Raw genomic sequence first — 15,938 nt, forward strand, 5'->3', positions numbered from 1 at the left:
ATTCAACACGACCTAACCGCCTAACACATGCTTTAACATGTTGACGCACATATCATAGGGAACCGTTTCTTTCATTTTCTGTTGTAAGTACTCGTCCAACCTCGGTTTCAAAGTGAAAGCACTGTCGATTGCAGGGTCTGTTCCCGGCTTGTAAGCACCAATCGAAACCAAATCTTGATTTTTCCGGCATATAGACAGCACTTGTCTAACGGCTTTCGACATCAAGACATGTTCTTCGGTGGTGATTTGAGGCATAACACGACTGACGGATTTCTCAACATCAATCGCGGGATAGTGACCAGCATCAGCCATCTCACGAGATAAAACAATGTGACCATCAAGAATCGCTCGCGATGCATCGGCAATAGGGTCTTGTAAATCATCACCTTCTGTTAACACGGTAAAGAAAGCAGTGATAGAACCTTGTTCATCGTTACCATTACCTGCTCGCTCCACCAGCGCAGGAAGCTTGGCAAACACAGACGGCGGATAGCCTTTGGTTGCTGGCGGCTCACCCACAGACAGAGCGATTTCACGCTGCGCCTGAGCGAAACGAGTCAATGAGTCCATCAGTAGTAAAACATCTAGACCTTGGTCTCGGAAATACTCAGCTACAGCCAGTGCGGTTTGACAGCCTTTTAAACGCATCAATGGAGACGAATCCGCAGGAGCGGCGACCACAACAGAACGCTTACGACCATCTTCGCCAAGGATCTCTTCAATAAATTCTTTTACTTCTCGTCCACGCTCACCAATCAACCCCACCACGACCACTTGCGCGGTTGTACCACGAGTCATCATCCCAAGCGTAACCGACTTACCCACACCGGAGCCCGCAAACAGGCCGATACGCTGCCCTTTGCCCACCGTTAGTAAGCCATTAATCGCTTTTAAGCCAACATCAAGTGGCTCAGAGATAGGTTTACGAGCTAAAGGATTGATTGGCTCAGCATTAAAGGAAGCGCGTTGCTCGGTATAGATTGGACCTAAACCGTCGAGCGGATTACCTACGCCATCGATAACACGACCAAGCAACTCCATTCCAACAGGGATACCGCTTTCCGACGTCATCGGTGTCACGCGAGCGCCTGGTAAGATCCCAGTAATTTGTTCACTTGGCATCAAAAACAGGTTATCGCCAGAAAAGCCAACCACTTCAGCTTCCATCTGACCAGACATAGTCTCTACTAAGCATAAGCTGCCAATTGGCGCTTTGCAGCCGGTAGCTTCAAGCGTTAGTCCAACAACACGAACTAGTTTGCCTGAAGCAATTGGTCGCGACTTTAGCCCCTCGACTTTGTATTGGCTAAGACGGTTCGCTAACTCAAGCATTACTCATGACCTTGATGACGATTTACACCACAGAAGCTTTGAATGACGTTCTTCACGCGCTCTTCCATGCGGTAGTTAACACTCGATTCACCCGCTTCAATTTGTACGTCGCCGCGATTGAGTGCAGGCTCTGATACCAACGTCCAATTGCGAGAGTCCAATTCCGTTTCGCCATACGCTGAGCGTATTATTGCAACGTCTTCAGGGTTTAGCTTCAATGTGATCGCGTGACCTGAGATTGGCAATGACTCTACCGATTCTTTCACGGTATCTAGTATGATTTGTGGGTTGGTTTGCACTTCAACATGAACCACTTCTTTGACCATAGTCAACACCATGTCCACCAGTTGCTTCTCTACCTGAGCATTCATCAGCTCTAATGGCTGAGCGAACTGGTTGGCTAGCCCCATAAAGATGGCGACTTGCTGCTGAATGTACTCTTGACCAGCAGTAACGCCTTCAAGTTTGCCGGCTTCGTTACCCTCTTCGTGACCTGCGGCAAACCCTTCGTCTTTGCCTTTTTCGTAGCCCTGTTTAAAGCCAGCCTCTTGTCCTTGATGAAGCCCTTCCTGATAAGCGCCTTGCTTGATCAGTTCGATTTGGTCTTCAGTTAGAACCAGCTCTTCGTCTTCAATGGCTTCTTCAACCGTTGGCATCCAGCCAGGATCGTAGTTAAAAGCCGTTTCTTTGGCTTGTTTGTTCACATCAGAGGTATAGTCAGGCAGCCCCCATTTCTGAGGTTGGGCAACCGTATTATCTTCTTCAGGGCGAAGGAAGCCACGTTTTCTATCACCTGACATATCAGTACCTATCTATGAGTTCGTCCAACTGCGTTGTAGATTCAAGCAATTACACGGTAGTTAATCTGTGGTTTGAAGTTGGATAAAGAAAAGCCCCAACAATGTGGGGCTCTTGAGGTTTCTGTATTAAAGGAACTCGTCGGCGCCACCAGACAGCATAATCTCGCCACTGTCTGCCATCTTCCTCGCAATACCCAAGATCTCTTTCTGAGCCGCTTCTACATCAGAGACTTTAACTGGCGGCATCGCCTCAATATCGTCTCTCATCATATCAGCTGCACGCGTAGACATGTTCTTGAAGATCTTCTCACGTAGGCTTTCATCAGCACCTTTAAGCGCTTTCTGTAGAACGTCTTGTGGGACATCACGCAGCAATCGCTGAACACCTTGGTCATCAACTTCAATAAGGTTTTCAAAGACAAACATAAGATCTTGGATCTGTGTTGCCATGTCTTCGTCTTGATCTCGAATTTGCCCCATCAAGATGCCTTCTACATTATTGTCCATGTAGTTCATGATCTCAGCAGCGGCTTTCAGGCCACCAATTTTGGCAGCTTGAGCACCCGCTTGACCCGCAAACTGTTTCTCCATGATTTCATTCAATTCAGCGAGAGCTGAAGGTTGAACTTCTTCAAGGTTAGCAATACGCATCATCAAATCAAGACGAACACGCTCAGGGAATTGAGACAAGATCTCAGCAGACTGATCCGATTCCAAGTAAGACAGTACGATCGTTTGAATCTGTGGGTGCTCGTTGATAATGATGCTTGCCACCTGACGAGGATCCATCCACTTAAGAGAATCCAAACCTTTAGAGCCAGTACCCAGAAGGATTTGATCAACAAGGTTATTCGCCTTATCTTCGCCCAGCGCAGCTACCAACGCATTACGCATAAAGTCTTCACTGCCCATGCCGATGTTGGTGTACTTCTGAATATCATCTAGGAAAGCACGGTGCACAGCACCTACTTTTTCTTGAGACCAATCCGTTGAACGTGCCATTGCACTACCAACACGTTGAACCTGTTTAGGTTCCAGGTGGCGAATGATACCCGCAGCATCTTCTTCACTTAAACTTAGCAACAAGATAGCAGCGCGTTCTTCGCCTGAGATAGACTCGATATCAACACTTGCGACATCAAGCCCTTCACCACCTTCTGCTTGTTGTGGAACAATTTCGTTAGCCATCTGCCACCCAATTCTTAACTACTTGAGCTGCTAGCTCTGGTTCATTTGCTACAAGTGCACGTACTGCTTTCAGTACGTCCTCATCTTTGTGAAGGTTTGGTAGGTCGATACTTGAACCAAATTCAAATAACTCACCACCTTCAATATCACCACCAATTAAACTGGTTTCGCCGTCAACACCAATTGGCATGCCATCGGGGCCGTACATTTGATCGTCATCGTCTGCTGCTGGGTTAAGCAGTTTTTTCATTGCAGGGCGAACCAGCACCAATACGACAACAATAATAACCAACGCACTCGCAAACCAACGAACCCAATCATTAAAGTGTTGGTGCTCCCAAATTGGTACGTCAGCAACAATATCCGTTACTTGAGGTGCAAATTGCATGCTTAAAACATTGAGTAAATCACCGCGGTTTTCATCAAAACCCACAGTCCCAATCAATACCTGACGTATCGCGTTAATTTCGCTTGCTGGAATTGGGGTGTGAACCACTTCTCCCGTATCAGGGTTCAATGATTGGCGATCTTTGATTGCAACAGATACGGTCTGACGATTAACCGTGCCGCTCTGTTTTCGCTCATGACTAATGGTAGTATCCAGCTCAAAGTTGCGGGTCGCTTCTTTGTGAACCGAACCTTGCCCCATCATCGTACCATCTTTCATCTGAGCCACGTCCTGGGGAATCGATGCATCAGCAGGAGGCTGGTTACTCAAAGCCCCTGGAATACCAGCCACAACGTTGCCGTTATTGTAGTCTTCTAATGTATATTCACTTCGGGTTGCTGGAGTATTCGGATCAAAACGCTTTCTTGTTTGTTCCACAGCACTAAAGTCGAGTTGAATATCAACCTGAGCCGTGTAGTTACCAAACCCAAGAATCGGAATCAAAATAGAGTCAATTTTTTCACGTAGCGCTTGCTCTTGATTACGCTCTAACTCGTGCTCTTTTCGGCGTGCCGCTGACATCGGGTCCTGAGAGCCAGAGCTCAAAAGTCGGCCATGCTGATCGGTCACTGTAATTCGCGAAGTTTTCATCCCCGGAACGGCACTAGCCACCATGTCCACAACAGAATCAACTTCTTGCTGCTTGAGGTTCGTCCCCGTTTTAAGTGTCAGGAATACTGAGGCAGAGGCTTCTTGATTGTGACGAACAAAGACACTTTGCTTAGGTAAGGCAAGTAAAACTTGAGCTTTACGTACCTGCTTCATCTGTTCAATAGCTTTAGCAAGCTGTCTTTCACGGCTTAGTTTAAGACGCTCTTTCTCTAAACGTTGTGATACACCGAAACCCATGTCTTGCATGAGGATATCATCACCGGTGTTTCGCTCTTGGTTCAAACCCGCTCGAACCATATTTAGCTTTAATGAGTTATATTCACTCGCAGGTACCGAGATGGTATTCCCTTCAAGAGAGTACTCAATCTTCTGCGTATCCAAATAATCAAGAACCGGGATCAACTCTTCTGTTTCGTAAGCCCCTAATGGACGCATTTCTGGCTCTTTCACCCAGAAAAACAGCATTACAATAAGCGCTACACAGATCGAGATAGAAAGAACTAAGACGACTTGACGAAGCAAATCGAGATCACCGACGGCCATATCAAACTTAGATGAACTGCGCTCACCTAAATCGGTATTTTGCCCTTCGCCATCTAGATCAGAACTTGCAATAAGTGCGTGGTCGTTGCTATCGCTTACGGTTAAATCTGTTGTTTGACTGTTATCTGCCACTATTTACTACCCAACTTATACCGGCATGTTCATCAGCTCTTTGTACGATTCGACCAATTTATTTCTAATTTGGATCGTCGCTTCAAAAGCCACACTAGATTTATTACGAGCAATCATCACGTCAGATAAAGACACGCTTTGATCGCCACTGTCAAAACGAGTTTGAAGATTACCAGAGGTCTTTTGTAATGAGTTCACATTATTGATGGCATTAGTCAGCATGTTGCCAAAATCTGCACCAACCGCTTGGCCCGTTGCAGCAGGGCGCGTGCTGGCAGCTTCAACCATCATTGCCTGCATTTCGCCTTGTAAACCATCTATTCTCATTTACTACCTCAGGAGTCAAAATTATGACTATCTATTTAGCTGTATTATTGACAGAGCAATTAACGTGCCATGCATCAATTTGACTAGCTATCGTAATACACTAGTCAGAAAGCTGACACTACTAATTTATGTTCAATTTGGAATATCTATTCCAGCATCACGCATTTTCGCTAATTTATAACGCAATGTACGAGGGCTAATGCCTAGCTTTTCAGCCATATCTTTACGTCGACCATGACAAGCAATCAATGTTTCGAGAATGATCGCATACTCTTGATCTCTAAGTTCATTTCCAAGCCCTTCGCTACCTGCCACGACTTTATTGATAGGATTCGCTTCAGCAATCGGCTTAATTTCTGGCGCTGCAACACTGTTCCCTTCAACGATCTGTTGTAGTCCAGTAGCGTCTTGCCAATCAACACCTTCAAGTAAAATATGTTCGCCTGAAATATTTTCTTGCTCACTCAAAATTAGAGCGCGCTGCACGACATTATCCAGTTCACGCACATTTCCCGGCCACGGATAATTGACGAGTTTACTAATGGCTTGCTCAGACAGAACAGGAACAGGCATTCCTAGTTTGGTGCAATGACGTTCCACCAAATGTTTCGCAAGCGGCGCAATATCACCTTTACGTTCACACAGCGCTGGCCAAGTAATTGGAAATACATTCAGTCGGTAGTATAAATCTTCACGGAAATTCCCTTCAGAAACATACTGTTTTAGGTCGCGGTTACTGGTTGCTAGAACACGGACATCCAATTTGATGCTCTTGCGGCTACCAAGACGTTCAACTTCGCGCTCCTGCAATACGCGCAATAGTTTCGCTTGTAGGCTAAGATCCATTTCACTGATCTCATCCAACAAAATAGTACCACCTTGAGCTTGTTCAAATTTACCAGGGCAAGCTTGAATCGCACCGGTAAACGCACCTTTATCGTAGCCAAACAGTGTCGCTTCCAACATGTTATCTGGAATCGCGGCACAGTTAATCGCAACAAACGGACCGTCTTTACGGCTCGAAGCGTTATGAATATAGCGAGACATGACCTCTTTACCAGAACCACTTGGCCCTAGCACCATCACGTTGGCATCGGTTTTAGCCACCTTGTCAGCCAGCATCATTAGTTTGATACTTTTCTCATCGGCAACGATAGCATCGCCATTGTCATCCGACTTTACGGGAGCGTAACGGCTCACCATGTTTAACAGCACTTCTGGAGCAAATGGCTTTGCCATGTAATCGATAGCGCCTTCTTTCATTGCCGCGACCGCATCTTCAATGTTGGCATAGGCCGTCATCAATAGAACCGGAAGATTTGGCCAATGCTGCTTGATGTTTCTTAGCAATGCTAAACCGCCCATACCGGCCATCTGTACATCAGAGACCACGATATCAACAGAGTTTGATTTCAATTTTACCAGAGCATCTTCCGCACAATCCGCTTCCAGCCATTCGTAACCAGCAAGCGCGAGTGTATCGACAAGGGCTTCGCGTAGACCTTCATCATCTTCGACGATTAACACTTTGCTTTGAGCCATAGGATTCTCCAGTGTAAATTCAGTTAAAACTTATTAGTCTTCAGAAGAAGAGCTTCTTTCCAACGGTAGACACATGGTAAAGCATGCGCCGTCACCCTCTTCTGATATCAATTCCAGTCGACCTTCATGTGCTCGGCATACCATTTGTACAACCGCTAAACCTAGACCTGTGCCTTGAGAACGAGTGGTAAAGAAAGGTTCCATAATCTTACCTTGTAGTTCTTTAGGCACTCCGGGGCCACTGTCTTGCACTGATATCTTAAGTTCACCGTTTACGGGTCTAAAAAACACATCAATCTGCGATTTCTTGCCAGCAATTTGAACCGCGTTCAAAACTAGGTTACTTAAAGCAGAAGCGATAGCATTGGCGTTGCCAAACATTTGAGTCTTTTCATCTTCAACTTCCTGACAATAATCAATCTGGTTGCTTTTTAACGCAGCCTCCACCATAGGATGAAACTCAATGATGAGTTCCGCGATGGTGAATGGCTTAACCACCTTGTTGTCGCCACCTTTGGCAAACAACAGCATGTCATTCACTTGTTTCTCTAAATCATGCAACCTATCCATCAGCTTAGATTGAAAACGCGTTTTTGTTGCCGGCGGCAAATTTGGCGCGGCAAGGTTTGATGCATACAGCATCGCACTAGAAAGCGGCGTGCGAACCTGATGGGCAAGCGAAGCGACCATTCTTCCGAGTGAAGATAAACGCTGAAGATCGCTCACACGAGACTGCAGTAGGCGGGTTTCTGTCAGGTCTGTAATCAAAATAAGCTGACCTGTAGTCGAGGCTGAAATCGCTAAGCGCACTTTTCGCCCATTCTTCAATGAGATCTCATGCCCATCATCGTCCCTTGGTTCAAAGGCATTTTGTATTACCGAAAACCATTTCTCGCCAACCAACTCAACCCCGAGAATACGGTGTGCTTCAGGATTCGCTTCTCTCACTTCACCATGTGTATCTAACAAGATGACCCCCGCAGGCATAACATCGAGCACTTGCTTATAGCGCTCAACCTGTTGCTCAACAGAATCTAGATGTGATTGATTTTCTGGTTCGTTAGATAGGTGCATGTCAAAAATTTGCCTCAAATACTAAAACAGCCTGACATGTACAACACAAGTCAGGCTATTTGCTATATTTATCACATAGTTAAGCAAGCAACAACTCGACTATGGTTTATCTGTTCGTTTAGCTAAAGTTGCCAAAAAGCTAAAATGCTAAAATGCTAAAATGCTAAAATGCTAAAGTGTGTACTAGTTTTCGTTTTCATCGAAAATAGGCACTAACGCTGCAAGTTATATTTACGCATTTTTTCGACCAGAGTGGTTCTGCGCATTCCAAGCATGTCAGCAGCGCGAGCAACAATACCGCCCTGAGCCTCCAACGCTTGATTGATCATATTCACTTCCATATCAGCGAGTAGTTCTTTCAAGTTAACCCCTTCAGCGGGTAAATCTTGAGGTGCGTTCGCATTGTCAGCAAGCTCATCGTGCTGCTCAAAACTGAAGTCTTCTGAGAACAAGTCAGAAAGAGCATCTCGCTCTTGCTCTTCCTCTGATGCAAAATTATTAAACTCTGGCTGAAACTCTGGGATATCACTGTATCTATATTTAGTTGGTAGATGATTCACATCAACCAAGCTATTTGGATATAAAATAACCATTCGCTCAACTAAATTAGCTAACTCACGTACGTTGCCCGGCCAGCAATGCTCCATCAAAGAGTTGATGGCACGGGGAGTAAAACAGATTGGCATGCCACCTTCAGCTTCCATTCTGGTCATCAACTCCTGAAGCAATAGGGGAACATCTTCTTTTCGCTCCTGAAGCGATGGCATTTCAATTGGGAAAACGTTCAAGCGATAGTAAAGGTCTTCACGGAACAAATCATCTTCGATCATATTTTCAAGATTGCGGTGTGTTGCCGCAATCACTCGAACATCAGCTTGAATGGTACTATTGCCACCTACACGTTCAAAACTGCGTTCTTGTAAAACACGAAGCAACTTAACTTGCATCGCCATTGGCATATCACCAATTTCATCAAGAAACAGTGTACCACCTTCAGCCAACTCAAAACGGCCTTTACGTGCGGTAATTGCACCAGTAAACGCGCCCTTCTCATGACCAAACAGTTCACTTTCGAGCAAGTCTGGCGGTATAGCGCCACAGTTTACGGGAACGAAAGGTCCTGAACGACGTTTAGAATGATAGTGAACATTACGTGCTACAACTTCTTTGCCCGTGCCTGACTCACCAAGAATCAATACGTTTGCTTCAGTAGAAGAGACTTGTTCAATCAAGTGACGAACTTCTTGGATACCAACACTCTGCCCAACTAGACTACGAAAAAGCGTATTCTTACGCGCTGAAGGTACAATTTGAACGCCTTTACGGCCTAAGAAGTCTTTACAGTGTCTTAGTGCATCACTTAATTGCGGGTAGTTAAGAGGAAGTTCGAGTTCACCAACAAAGTTAGTAAGTTCGTCAACCGGGTAATCGTTTTTGCCAATCACCAGTAAAGGGATGTGATTAACATGAACAAGCTTTTCATTCAGTAATGCGAAGCCTTTGGCTTTAATTGAACCAATGATGCAACCGGCCCACTGTAGGGACCAGTCAACTTTGTATGCTTGTTCAGAGCTGATTACTTCGCAGCTCTCTCCTACAAACTCTAATATTGTGCTTAAATTGTGACGATTTTGAGCGTTATCATCGACGACAAGCAGTTTTGCCAAACCTTGCATAAGTAGGAATTATTGCCTTTATTTTGGTGCGATGCGGAAATTGGTAAGCGACGTAAGAGACAAAACAGAGAAAATATCAATGATTATAATCTACGTGGACAAATCTAGGAAACCAGCAACGAAAAAAGCCATTAGGCTATCTAATGGCTTCTATTTTATTTGATTATAAAAATAAGGCAACCAAGCAATTCAGAGATATGCGATTGGTTTAAACTGGGATGTTTCTTTAAATACCAACATCCGCAGACGTTAAATTGTGATATTCATTCGGAATTTGGTCCCAAGCGCTCTTAATTTCGCGGATAATATCAATAACATCATCAATTGGCTGAGGATCATTTTTGTGATTTGCAGCAGAAATTTGCGTGATCATAAACTCATAAAGTTGATCTAGATTTTTCGCAATGTCGCCACCATCGGACATTGATAGGCAACTACGCAGGCTAATAATGATATCTAGAGCCTTACTCAGTCGCTCACCTTTCACCGGAATGTTGCCCGCTTGCATTGCTGCTTTACCTTGAATTAAGCGCTCGATAGCACCAGCCATTAGCATCTGAACAATTTTATGCGGTGAGGCAGCTGTAAGCTGGCTATCCACTGATACCTTTTTATATGCCTGTAAAGAACCGCGCATAGTAAACCTCTTCTATAAAAACTTTTTGTATTGTTGAACTGATTTGGCAGCATGTCGGTATTTATGTAAGTTTTTACCTACTAGACCAGTCTCAGACTGCATCAGTTCGACCAATTGTCTTGTTCTCGAAATGGCTTCAAACCACTCGGAGCTTTGCTTAACGTCGGGATATGAATCGATTAATTGAAGCACGTTTTGCAATAACTGTTCTCTGTTATCGACAAGATGCACGATTTCTTCAGCATTAATTTCACTAAATTCGAGCTTAGACATAATTAATTGATCGAGCTCACAAAGCTCTTGAAGCAGTTTGCTCATCTATTAGCCCATTGCACTCATCATGCTGCCTAACTGAGATTGCATCTTGCTGGTCGCATCCTGCATAGCAGTGAACTTAGAGTGCGTGCGATTCTGCAGGCTATCCATACGGCGATCGAGCGCGACTTGGTCATCAACCAACCGATAGTTTTGTTCGACCAAGCTCTTCTCTCTCGTACGGATAGAACCGGTAACACCCGTGATCCCTTGAATCGCATCTTCGACTTTTTTAGCGAAGCCATTGTTACCACCAAAGAATTCACCCAACTTATCAAAGTGATTGTTGAGTTGACGGTCAAGCATATCGTAATTGATTTCTAGCGAGCCTTGTCTTGTGGTGGTGATGCCAAATTCAGTCAAAGACTTTAGATTGTCTGGCGCGTCTTCAATGCTTGATGAGAACACACCTTTCAATCGTGAATCTGCACTGCGTACTGTACTGTCGCCAGAGAGAGGGCCTTTTTGACCAGTCAGTGGATCGACACCCGCTAAGTCTTTAGATACTTGGTAAAACTGATTATAAGAGTTAACAAAAGCTTCAATATCTTCACGAACACGATTACGGTCGTACTCAACACCAATCTCTGCTGGCGGCTTATCTTTAGGGGTTTTACCTTTAACCGTAATATCAATACCTTCAACGGCATCTTCAATCACATTGTTATTGCTAGAGAGCTGAGCAATGCCGTCTAGAACAACCATAGAATTTTGTCCTGCTTGCACTTCAGTCATACCGCTGTATTGGTCAAAAGACTGTTGAGCTAACGCAAGGTCAGCTTGAGCTTTATCAACCTTCTCTAAGTGTGCTCGTTCTGCTGGAGATAATTTCGCTCTCTCTAATTGCTGAGCCTGAAGTGGGGTTAGTTCACCTCTTTCAACTCTCTTCGCTAACTCAGAACGTTCATCAACCAATTTACTTTCTATTCTGGCTTTCTCGGCATCGAGTTTCTGCTGTGCCTCTTTGGGAGTAACATAAGAATCCGTCAACGTACCAGCGGCAGTATTTGACCACCCTGGAATATCAGCTGCTTTCTCTATGGCTTTTTCGTCAAGCTCAAGTTCAGGCCTAAAAAAAGAATCGAGTAATGTACCTGAAGCGGTATTGTTCCACCCAGGGATTGTATCTTCTGGCATCCCTGAAGCCGCTAAAGCTGCCGCATCTAGCGCCTTCTGACCAGCCATTGCCGCAGCTTGACCATAAGTTAAATTGTCACGGTCAAATTCAGCGAAAGGATCTTCGGGTTCAACGACGGGTTCCGATTTTCTTTCATAAATAGGATTACCGTTTACATCAAATATAGTGTTTCCGTTAGCGTCTCGCAGAGGAACAGCGAAGCCGTCTGGAATAGGGTTACCGTCGGCATCCAATTTGGGAGGGGCATCAGCCAAGACGCCTTGCGCTACTGAGCGAGCATCTTCTAAGGCTTTCAGTCTTTCCGATAGGGTTTTATATTCTAATTTTTTTAGAGGGTTGTTATCTTCAGAGTCAACGTGGAGTTTTATTTGATTGTCTTCACCAGACATATTTGAAGCGAGGACTAACCGTGGTCCTTCTTTGTCGTTAATAATAGAAGCTCGAACACCCGGATTATCCCCGGCACTGTTAATTGCTCTAACAACATCACGCAGTTTTGAGTTAGCACTAACTTGTGTCTCGAAGCTCTCTTTACCAAGCGAAACCTGCAGCTTACCTGGGCCAAATTTCATGTCCTCTGATAGTACATCAGAAGCCACTTTATGGCTCTGGGCAAGCTGCAACACATCGATAGCATATTTGCCAGCGATCGCTTCGGTAGTCGCGGTTGCAGAGACAAGACCTTCATCAGAGCTTTCTACTGTTCGTACAGCAAAAGCTTTGTCCTGGCGAAAGCTTGTCATCAGATTTTTCATCGAATCAAGGGACTCTCTGAGTCTTCCATAGGCACTAATGCTGGTGTCGATTCGCGTTCGTTCATTGTTGATTTGTTGCTGTTTAGGCACACGCTCCGAATCAACAATTTTGCTGACCATGGAATTGATATCCATGCCAGACGAAATCCCCATTGGGCCAAAACTCATTAAACCACCTCAATAATACGACTTAAACCTTAGCCTCCAATATTCCACTATTCGAGGTTTGGGCTGCTAGGCGCCTTAGAATTTCGAGCATTTCTTCATCGGGAATTTGGCGAATAATATCGCCCGTTGTGGTCTCATAAATGGTAACCACATCTCTCCCAGTCTCTTCATCAACCTTAAAAGCAACACCCTTGTTGAGAGAAGATATAAATTCGTTTACCTTCTCCACCATTTTGACTCGCTCCGCATCATTTAACTCTTGTCTATGTTGAGCTAATTTAATCGCCGCTTCGGTAGCCATCTCTTTCGATTTTTCTACCTTGTCATAAGATGTTGTTTCTTTCGGTTGTGAAGTACTCGACGCACTACTACCTTTATCGCTTGCAAATTTAATGCCATTAGGTGAGCCATAAGGCTGGATGTTCGATGCGTTAGATAATATTTCCATAACACTCTCCCTCCCAACTTTATGAGCCTAACAGTAAAACTCTACCTACAGTAGAGTTTACCGTTACTTACTGAAGTAAGTTTAGCCCAATAAGCTTAAAGCTGCTGATGGTGATTGTTTTGCTTGAGCTAAAATAGAAGTACTCGCTTGTTGTAAGATTTGAGACTTCGTCATTGCCGTTGTTTCTTTTGCGTAATCAGTATCTTTGATTCGGCTCTTAGACGCATTAACGTTTTCGTTAATATTTTCTAAGTTGCTGATTGCGTGGTCAAAACGGTTTTGGAATGCACCAAGAGAGGCACGATTACTGTCTACTGCCTTTAAGGCACCGTCAATAATAGATACAGCGTTGTTTGAACCTGCAACAGAAGTTACATCAATGTCGTTAACAGTAACATCCGTTACAATAGCCTTGCTGCTGCCAGGAATCTCTTTACCTTCTGCATCTTTACCAGAGCCAAGACCTAGCTCTTCAGCAAGAGAGCCGCCAAACTCAACATTACCATCAACTTTTTGGCTTGAAGCGAAGAGTTGCAATTTACCGCCTTCACCTACCGAAGCTTGAACATCCGGGCTTTGACCGTTTAGGTAAGTGGCAAGTTCTTCCATGTCATTACCTTTTTTCGCAGTAATCGACAGATCTTGAACGTCACCAAACTGATCTTGGTACTTCATCGTTAGGACAGAATCTTCACCTACGCGCCAAGACGTATCTTTCCCCTCAGCAACGCTATAACTCTTACCGCCCATCGCTTCAGTATCGGTACGCATATTATTCATTGTCAGCATTACTGCTTCACCAGAATCTGCACCAATTTGGAAAGATTGACTACCGAAAGTTCCGTTCAAAAGCTTATTACCACCAAAAGAGGTCGTTTCAGCGATACGGTTAAGCTCAGTGTTTAGAGCAGAGACTTCTTCTTGAATTGCAACACGTTCAGATTTCGTGTTTGAACCATTTGAAGATTGAAGAGAAAGGTCACGCATTCGTTGCAGGATATTGGTTGACTCATTCATTGCACCTTCAGCTGTCTGTGCAATAGAGATACCATCGTTCGCGTTTTTTACAGCCATATCTAGGCCACGACTTTGCGACGTTAAGCGGTTAGAGATTTGTAGGCCTGCAGCATCATCTTTTGCGCTATTGATTTTATAGCCAGAAGACAAACGCTCCATTGATTTTTGAGTACCTTCAGCCGCACTATTTAGGTAGCGCTGAGCCGTCATTGCAGACACATTTGTGCTTACATTAATCGCCATAGTTGATCTCCTTTAGGCATTTTTTCATGCACTTATGTGACTCTCACCTCACAAAAACACATGTTATTTTGTTTTATATACCAGTGTCTCTCTCACCTTACATTGGTACATATCATTTCTCTCAATCCCTTTAACGGCCCCTTAACTAGAAGCTTTAATAAAAAATGCATTTTTTTTCGTATTATTTTCAATGTTAAAAAAAACGTGAAGTAGATCATCATTTCCCGACTCGGTCATTCCCTACTGTGAGGAACGAACGTGATAGAGGATCTCGCTTTTTCTTCTATCAACCAACATTGCACTTTTTCCAAATTCACCCTAGCCAAATAGCAGGCAATAAAAAACCCAGCCGAAGCTGGGTTTATTTAGCGCTCATCTCTCACCACGAGCTAATTTGTGGAAGCCTGACATTGACGATTATAAACAATAATGCACATGGTCAATGTGGCCTTTCAACCGATTAACCTAGTAGGCTAAGTGCCGAGTTCGGAGCTTGCTTCGCTTGAGCAAGAATCGAGCTTGAAGCTTGAGAAAGGATCTGAGATTTAGTCATCTGAGTCGTCTCTTTAGCGAAATCGGTATCTTTGATACGGCTCTTAGATGCATTAACGTTTTCGTTGATGTTGTCTAAGTTGTTAATTGCGTGGTCGAAACGGTTTTGGAAAGCACCAAGCTCAGAACGGTGGCTATCTACATATTTAAGTGCCGCATCGATAACAGCTACAGATTCTTGTGCACCACCAACAGACGTTACGTCGATACTATCAACCGTAACTTGCTTAGCCTCTAGCGTTTTTGGGTCCTCAGGTTTCGCACCTGCTGTCATGCCTAGTTCATCTGATAAAGCACCAGAAAATGCAATTTCCCCATCAACTTTGTTGTTACCAGCGAAGATTTGCAGTTTACCTTCTTCATCAATTGACGCTTTTACTAGGTCTTGTTGACCGTTAATGTAAGTCGCTAGCTCTTCAATATCATCGCCTGCTTTAGCCGAGATGTTGATTTCTCGTTGGTCACCGAAGCTATCTTTTAATGACATGGTTAAATCATTAGCACCAGCTGTTACACCCCAATCTTTACCTTTAGCTTCTGTAAATTGGTAGCTGTTGCCGCCCATTTGGTCGTTATCAGAACGCATGTCTTTCAGCTGAAGCATTACTGCCTCACCATTGTCTGCACCAATTTGGAATGACTTAGTACCGTGAGTACCGTTAAGCAGCTTGTTACCACCAAAAGAGGTTGTTTCAGCAATACGATTTAGTTCATCGTTCAGTGCTGTAACTTCTTCTTGGATTGCAACACGGTCAGCTTTTGTATTCGAACCGTTTGTTGATTGCAGAGACAAGTCACGCATACGTTGCAGAATGTTTGATGTTTCATTCATCGCACCTTCTGCCGTTTGAGCGATAGAGATACCATCGTTCGCGTTACGTACAGCAACATCAAGACCACGACTCTGAACGTTCAAACGGTTCGAGATTTGTAGGCCTGCAGCGTCATCTTTTGCGCTGTTGATTTTAGAACCTGAAGATAGGCGTTCCAT

General features: G+C 44.3%; 14 protein-coding genes. All 14 read right to left on the bottom strand.

Going from position 1 to position 15,938, the window contains the following annotated elements:
* Window positions 1–12: 12 nt before the first annotated feature.
* Window positions 13–1,332 (bottom strand): flagellar protein export ATPase FliI, encoded by a 1,320-nt coding sequence (gene fliI, locus AB4513_RS14540; RefSeq protein ID WP_009848550.1) that lies wholly within the window; start codon window positions 1,330–1,332, stop codon window positions 13–15.
* Window positions 1,332–2,132, bottom strand: coding sequence for a flagellar assembly protein FliH (gene fliH, locus AB4513_RS14545; RefSeq protein WP_102257951.1), 801 nt, complete (start codon window positions 2,130–2,132; stop codon window positions 1,332–1,334). Before fliH ends, fliI begins: the two co-directional genes overlap by 1 nt.
* Window positions 2,133–2,258: 126 nt before the next feature.
* Complete coding sequence (gene fliG, locus AB4513_RS14550) at window positions 2,259–3,320, bottom strand: flagellar motor switch protein FliG (RefSeq protein WP_102257952.1); 1,062 nt, start codon at window positions 3,318–3,320, stop codon at window positions 2,259–2,261.
* On the bottom strand, window positions 3,313–5,055 hold the full coding sequence (fliF, locus tag AB4513_RS14555) for a flagellar basal-body MS-ring/collar protein FliF (protein WP_009848553.1): 1,743 nt from the start codon (window positions 5,053–5,055) through the stop codon (window positions 3,313–3,315). The genes fliG and fliF overlap by 8 nt, the downstream gene beginning before the upstream one ends.
* Before the next feature lie 15 nt (window positions 5,056–5,070).
* Window positions 5,071–5,382 carry a flagellar hook-basal body complex protein FliE gene (fliE, locus tag AB4513_RS14560; protein ID WP_009848554.1) on the bottom strand — a complete coding sequence of 104 codons (312 nt, stop codon included), beginning with the start codon at window positions 5,380–5,382 and terminating at the stop codon, window positions 5,071–5,073.
* 132 nt (window positions 5,383–5,514) lie between these two features.
* Window positions 5,515–6,924 (bottom strand): sigma-54 dependent transcriptional regulator, encoded by a 1,410-nt coding sequence (locus tag AB4513_RS14565; RefSeq protein ID WP_009848555.1) that lies wholly within the window; start codon window positions 6,922–6,924, stop codon window positions 5,515–5,517.
* A gap of 33 nt (window positions 6,925–6,957) precedes the next feature.
* Window positions 6,958–7,998: a PAS domain-containing sensor histidine kinase gene (locus AB4513_RS14570; protein WP_009848556.1), complete on the bottom strand. Its 1,041-nt coding sequence runs from the start codon at window positions 7,996–7,998 to the stop codon at window positions 6,958–6,960.
* A 212-nt stretch (window positions 7,999–8,210) separates the two neighbouring features.
* Window positions 8,211–9,674: a sigma-54 dependent transcriptional regulator gene (locus AB4513_RS14575; protein WP_009848557.1), complete on the bottom strand. Its 1,464-nt coding sequence runs from the start codon at window positions 9,672–9,674 to the stop codon at window positions 8,211–8,213.
* 226 nt (window positions 9,675–9,900) lie between these two features.
* On the bottom strand, window positions 9,901–10,311 hold the full coding sequence (gene fliS, locus AB4513_RS14580) for a flagellar export chaperone FliS (protein ID WP_009848558.1): 411 nt from the start codon (window positions 10,309–10,311) through the stop codon (window positions 9,901–9,903).
* Between the two features lie 12 nt (window positions 10,312–10,323).
* On the bottom strand, window positions 10,324–10,629 hold the full coding sequence (locus AB4513_RS14585) for a flagellar protein FliT (RefSeq protein WP_009848559.1): 306 nt from the start codon (window positions 10,627–10,629) through the stop codon (window positions 10,324–10,326).
* A 3-nt stretch (window positions 10,630–10,632) separates the two neighbouring features.
* Entirely contained in the window at window positions 10,633–12,687 is a 2,055-nt protein-coding gene (gene fliD, locus AB4513_RS14590) for a flagellar filament capping protein FliD (protein ID WP_009848560.1), read from the bottom strand.
* A 22-nt stretch (window positions 12,688–12,709) separates the two neighbouring features.
* Window positions 12,710–13,135, bottom strand: a complete 426-nt coding sequence (gene flaG, locus AB4513_RS14595; RefSeq protein ID WP_009848561.1) for a flagellar protein FlaG — start codon at window positions 13,133–13,135, stop codon at window positions 12,710–12,712.
* 81 nt (window positions 13,136–13,216) lie between these two features.
* Window positions 13,217–14,395, bottom strand: coding sequence for a flagellin (locus AB4513_RS14600; RefSeq protein ID WP_009848562.1), 1,179 nt, complete (start codon window positions 14,393–14,395; stop codon window positions 13,217–13,219).
* Window positions 14,396–14,855: 460 nt separating this feature from the next.
* Window positions 14,856–15,938, bottom strand: a 1,083-nt coding sequence (locus AB4513_RS14605; RefSeq protein WP_136996198.1) for a flagellin, incomplete at its 5' end; no start/stop codon positions are given.

Source organism: Vibrio sp. 10N.222.54.E6 (genome assembly GCF_041473955.1).
In the GTDB taxonomy this organism is placed as follows: domain Bacteria; phylum Pseudomonadota; class Gammaproteobacteria; order Enterobacterales; family Vibrionaceae; genus Vibrio; species Vibrio tasmaniensis_A.

Coding starts and splice junctions, on each gene's coding strand:
- fliI (WP_009848550.1), bottom strand. CDS start 1,332: ATGCTTGAGTTAGCGAACCGTCTTAGCCAATACAAAGTCGAGGGGCTA.
- fliH (WP_102257951.1), bottom strand. CDS start 2,132: ATGTCAGGTGATAGAAAACGTGGCTTCCTTCGCCCTGAAGAAGATAAT.
- fliG (WP_102257952.1), bottom strand. CDS start 3,320: ATGGCTAACGAAATTGTTCCACAACAAGCAGAAGGTGGTGAAGGGCTT.
- fliE (WP_009848554.1), bottom strand. CDS start 5,382: ATGAGAATAGATGGTTTACAAGGCGAAATGCAGGCAATGATGGTTGAA.
- AB4513_RS14565 (WP_009848555.1), bottom strand. CDS start 6,924: ATGGCTCAAAGCAAAGTGTTAATCGTCGAAGATGATGAAGGTCTACGC.
- AB4513_RS14570 (WP_009848556.1), bottom strand. CDS start 7,998: ATGCACCTATCTAACGAACCAGAAAATCAATCACATCTAGATTCTGTT.
- AB4513_RS14575 (WP_009848557.1), bottom strand. CDS start 9,674: ATGCAAGGTTTGGCAAAACTGCTTGTCGTCGATGATAACGCTCAAAAT.
- fliS (WP_009848558.1), bottom strand. CDS start 10,311: ATGCGCGGTTCTTTACAGGCATATAAAAAGGTATCAGTGGATAGCCAG.
- AB4513_RS14585 (WP_009848559.1), bottom strand. CDS start 10,629: ATGAGCAAACTGCTTCAAGAGCTTTGTGAGCTCGATCAATTAATTATG.
- fliD (WP_009848560.1), bottom strand. CDS start 12,687: ATGAGTTTTGGCCCAATGGGGATTTCGTCTGGCATGGATATCAATTCC.
- flaG (WP_009848561.1), bottom strand. CDS start 13,135: ATGGAAATATTATCTAACGCATCGAACATCCAGCCTTATGGCTCACCT.
- AB4513_RS14600 (WP_009848562.1), bottom strand. CDS start 14,395: ATGGCGATTAATGTAAGCACAAATGTGTCTGCAATGACGGCTCAGCGC.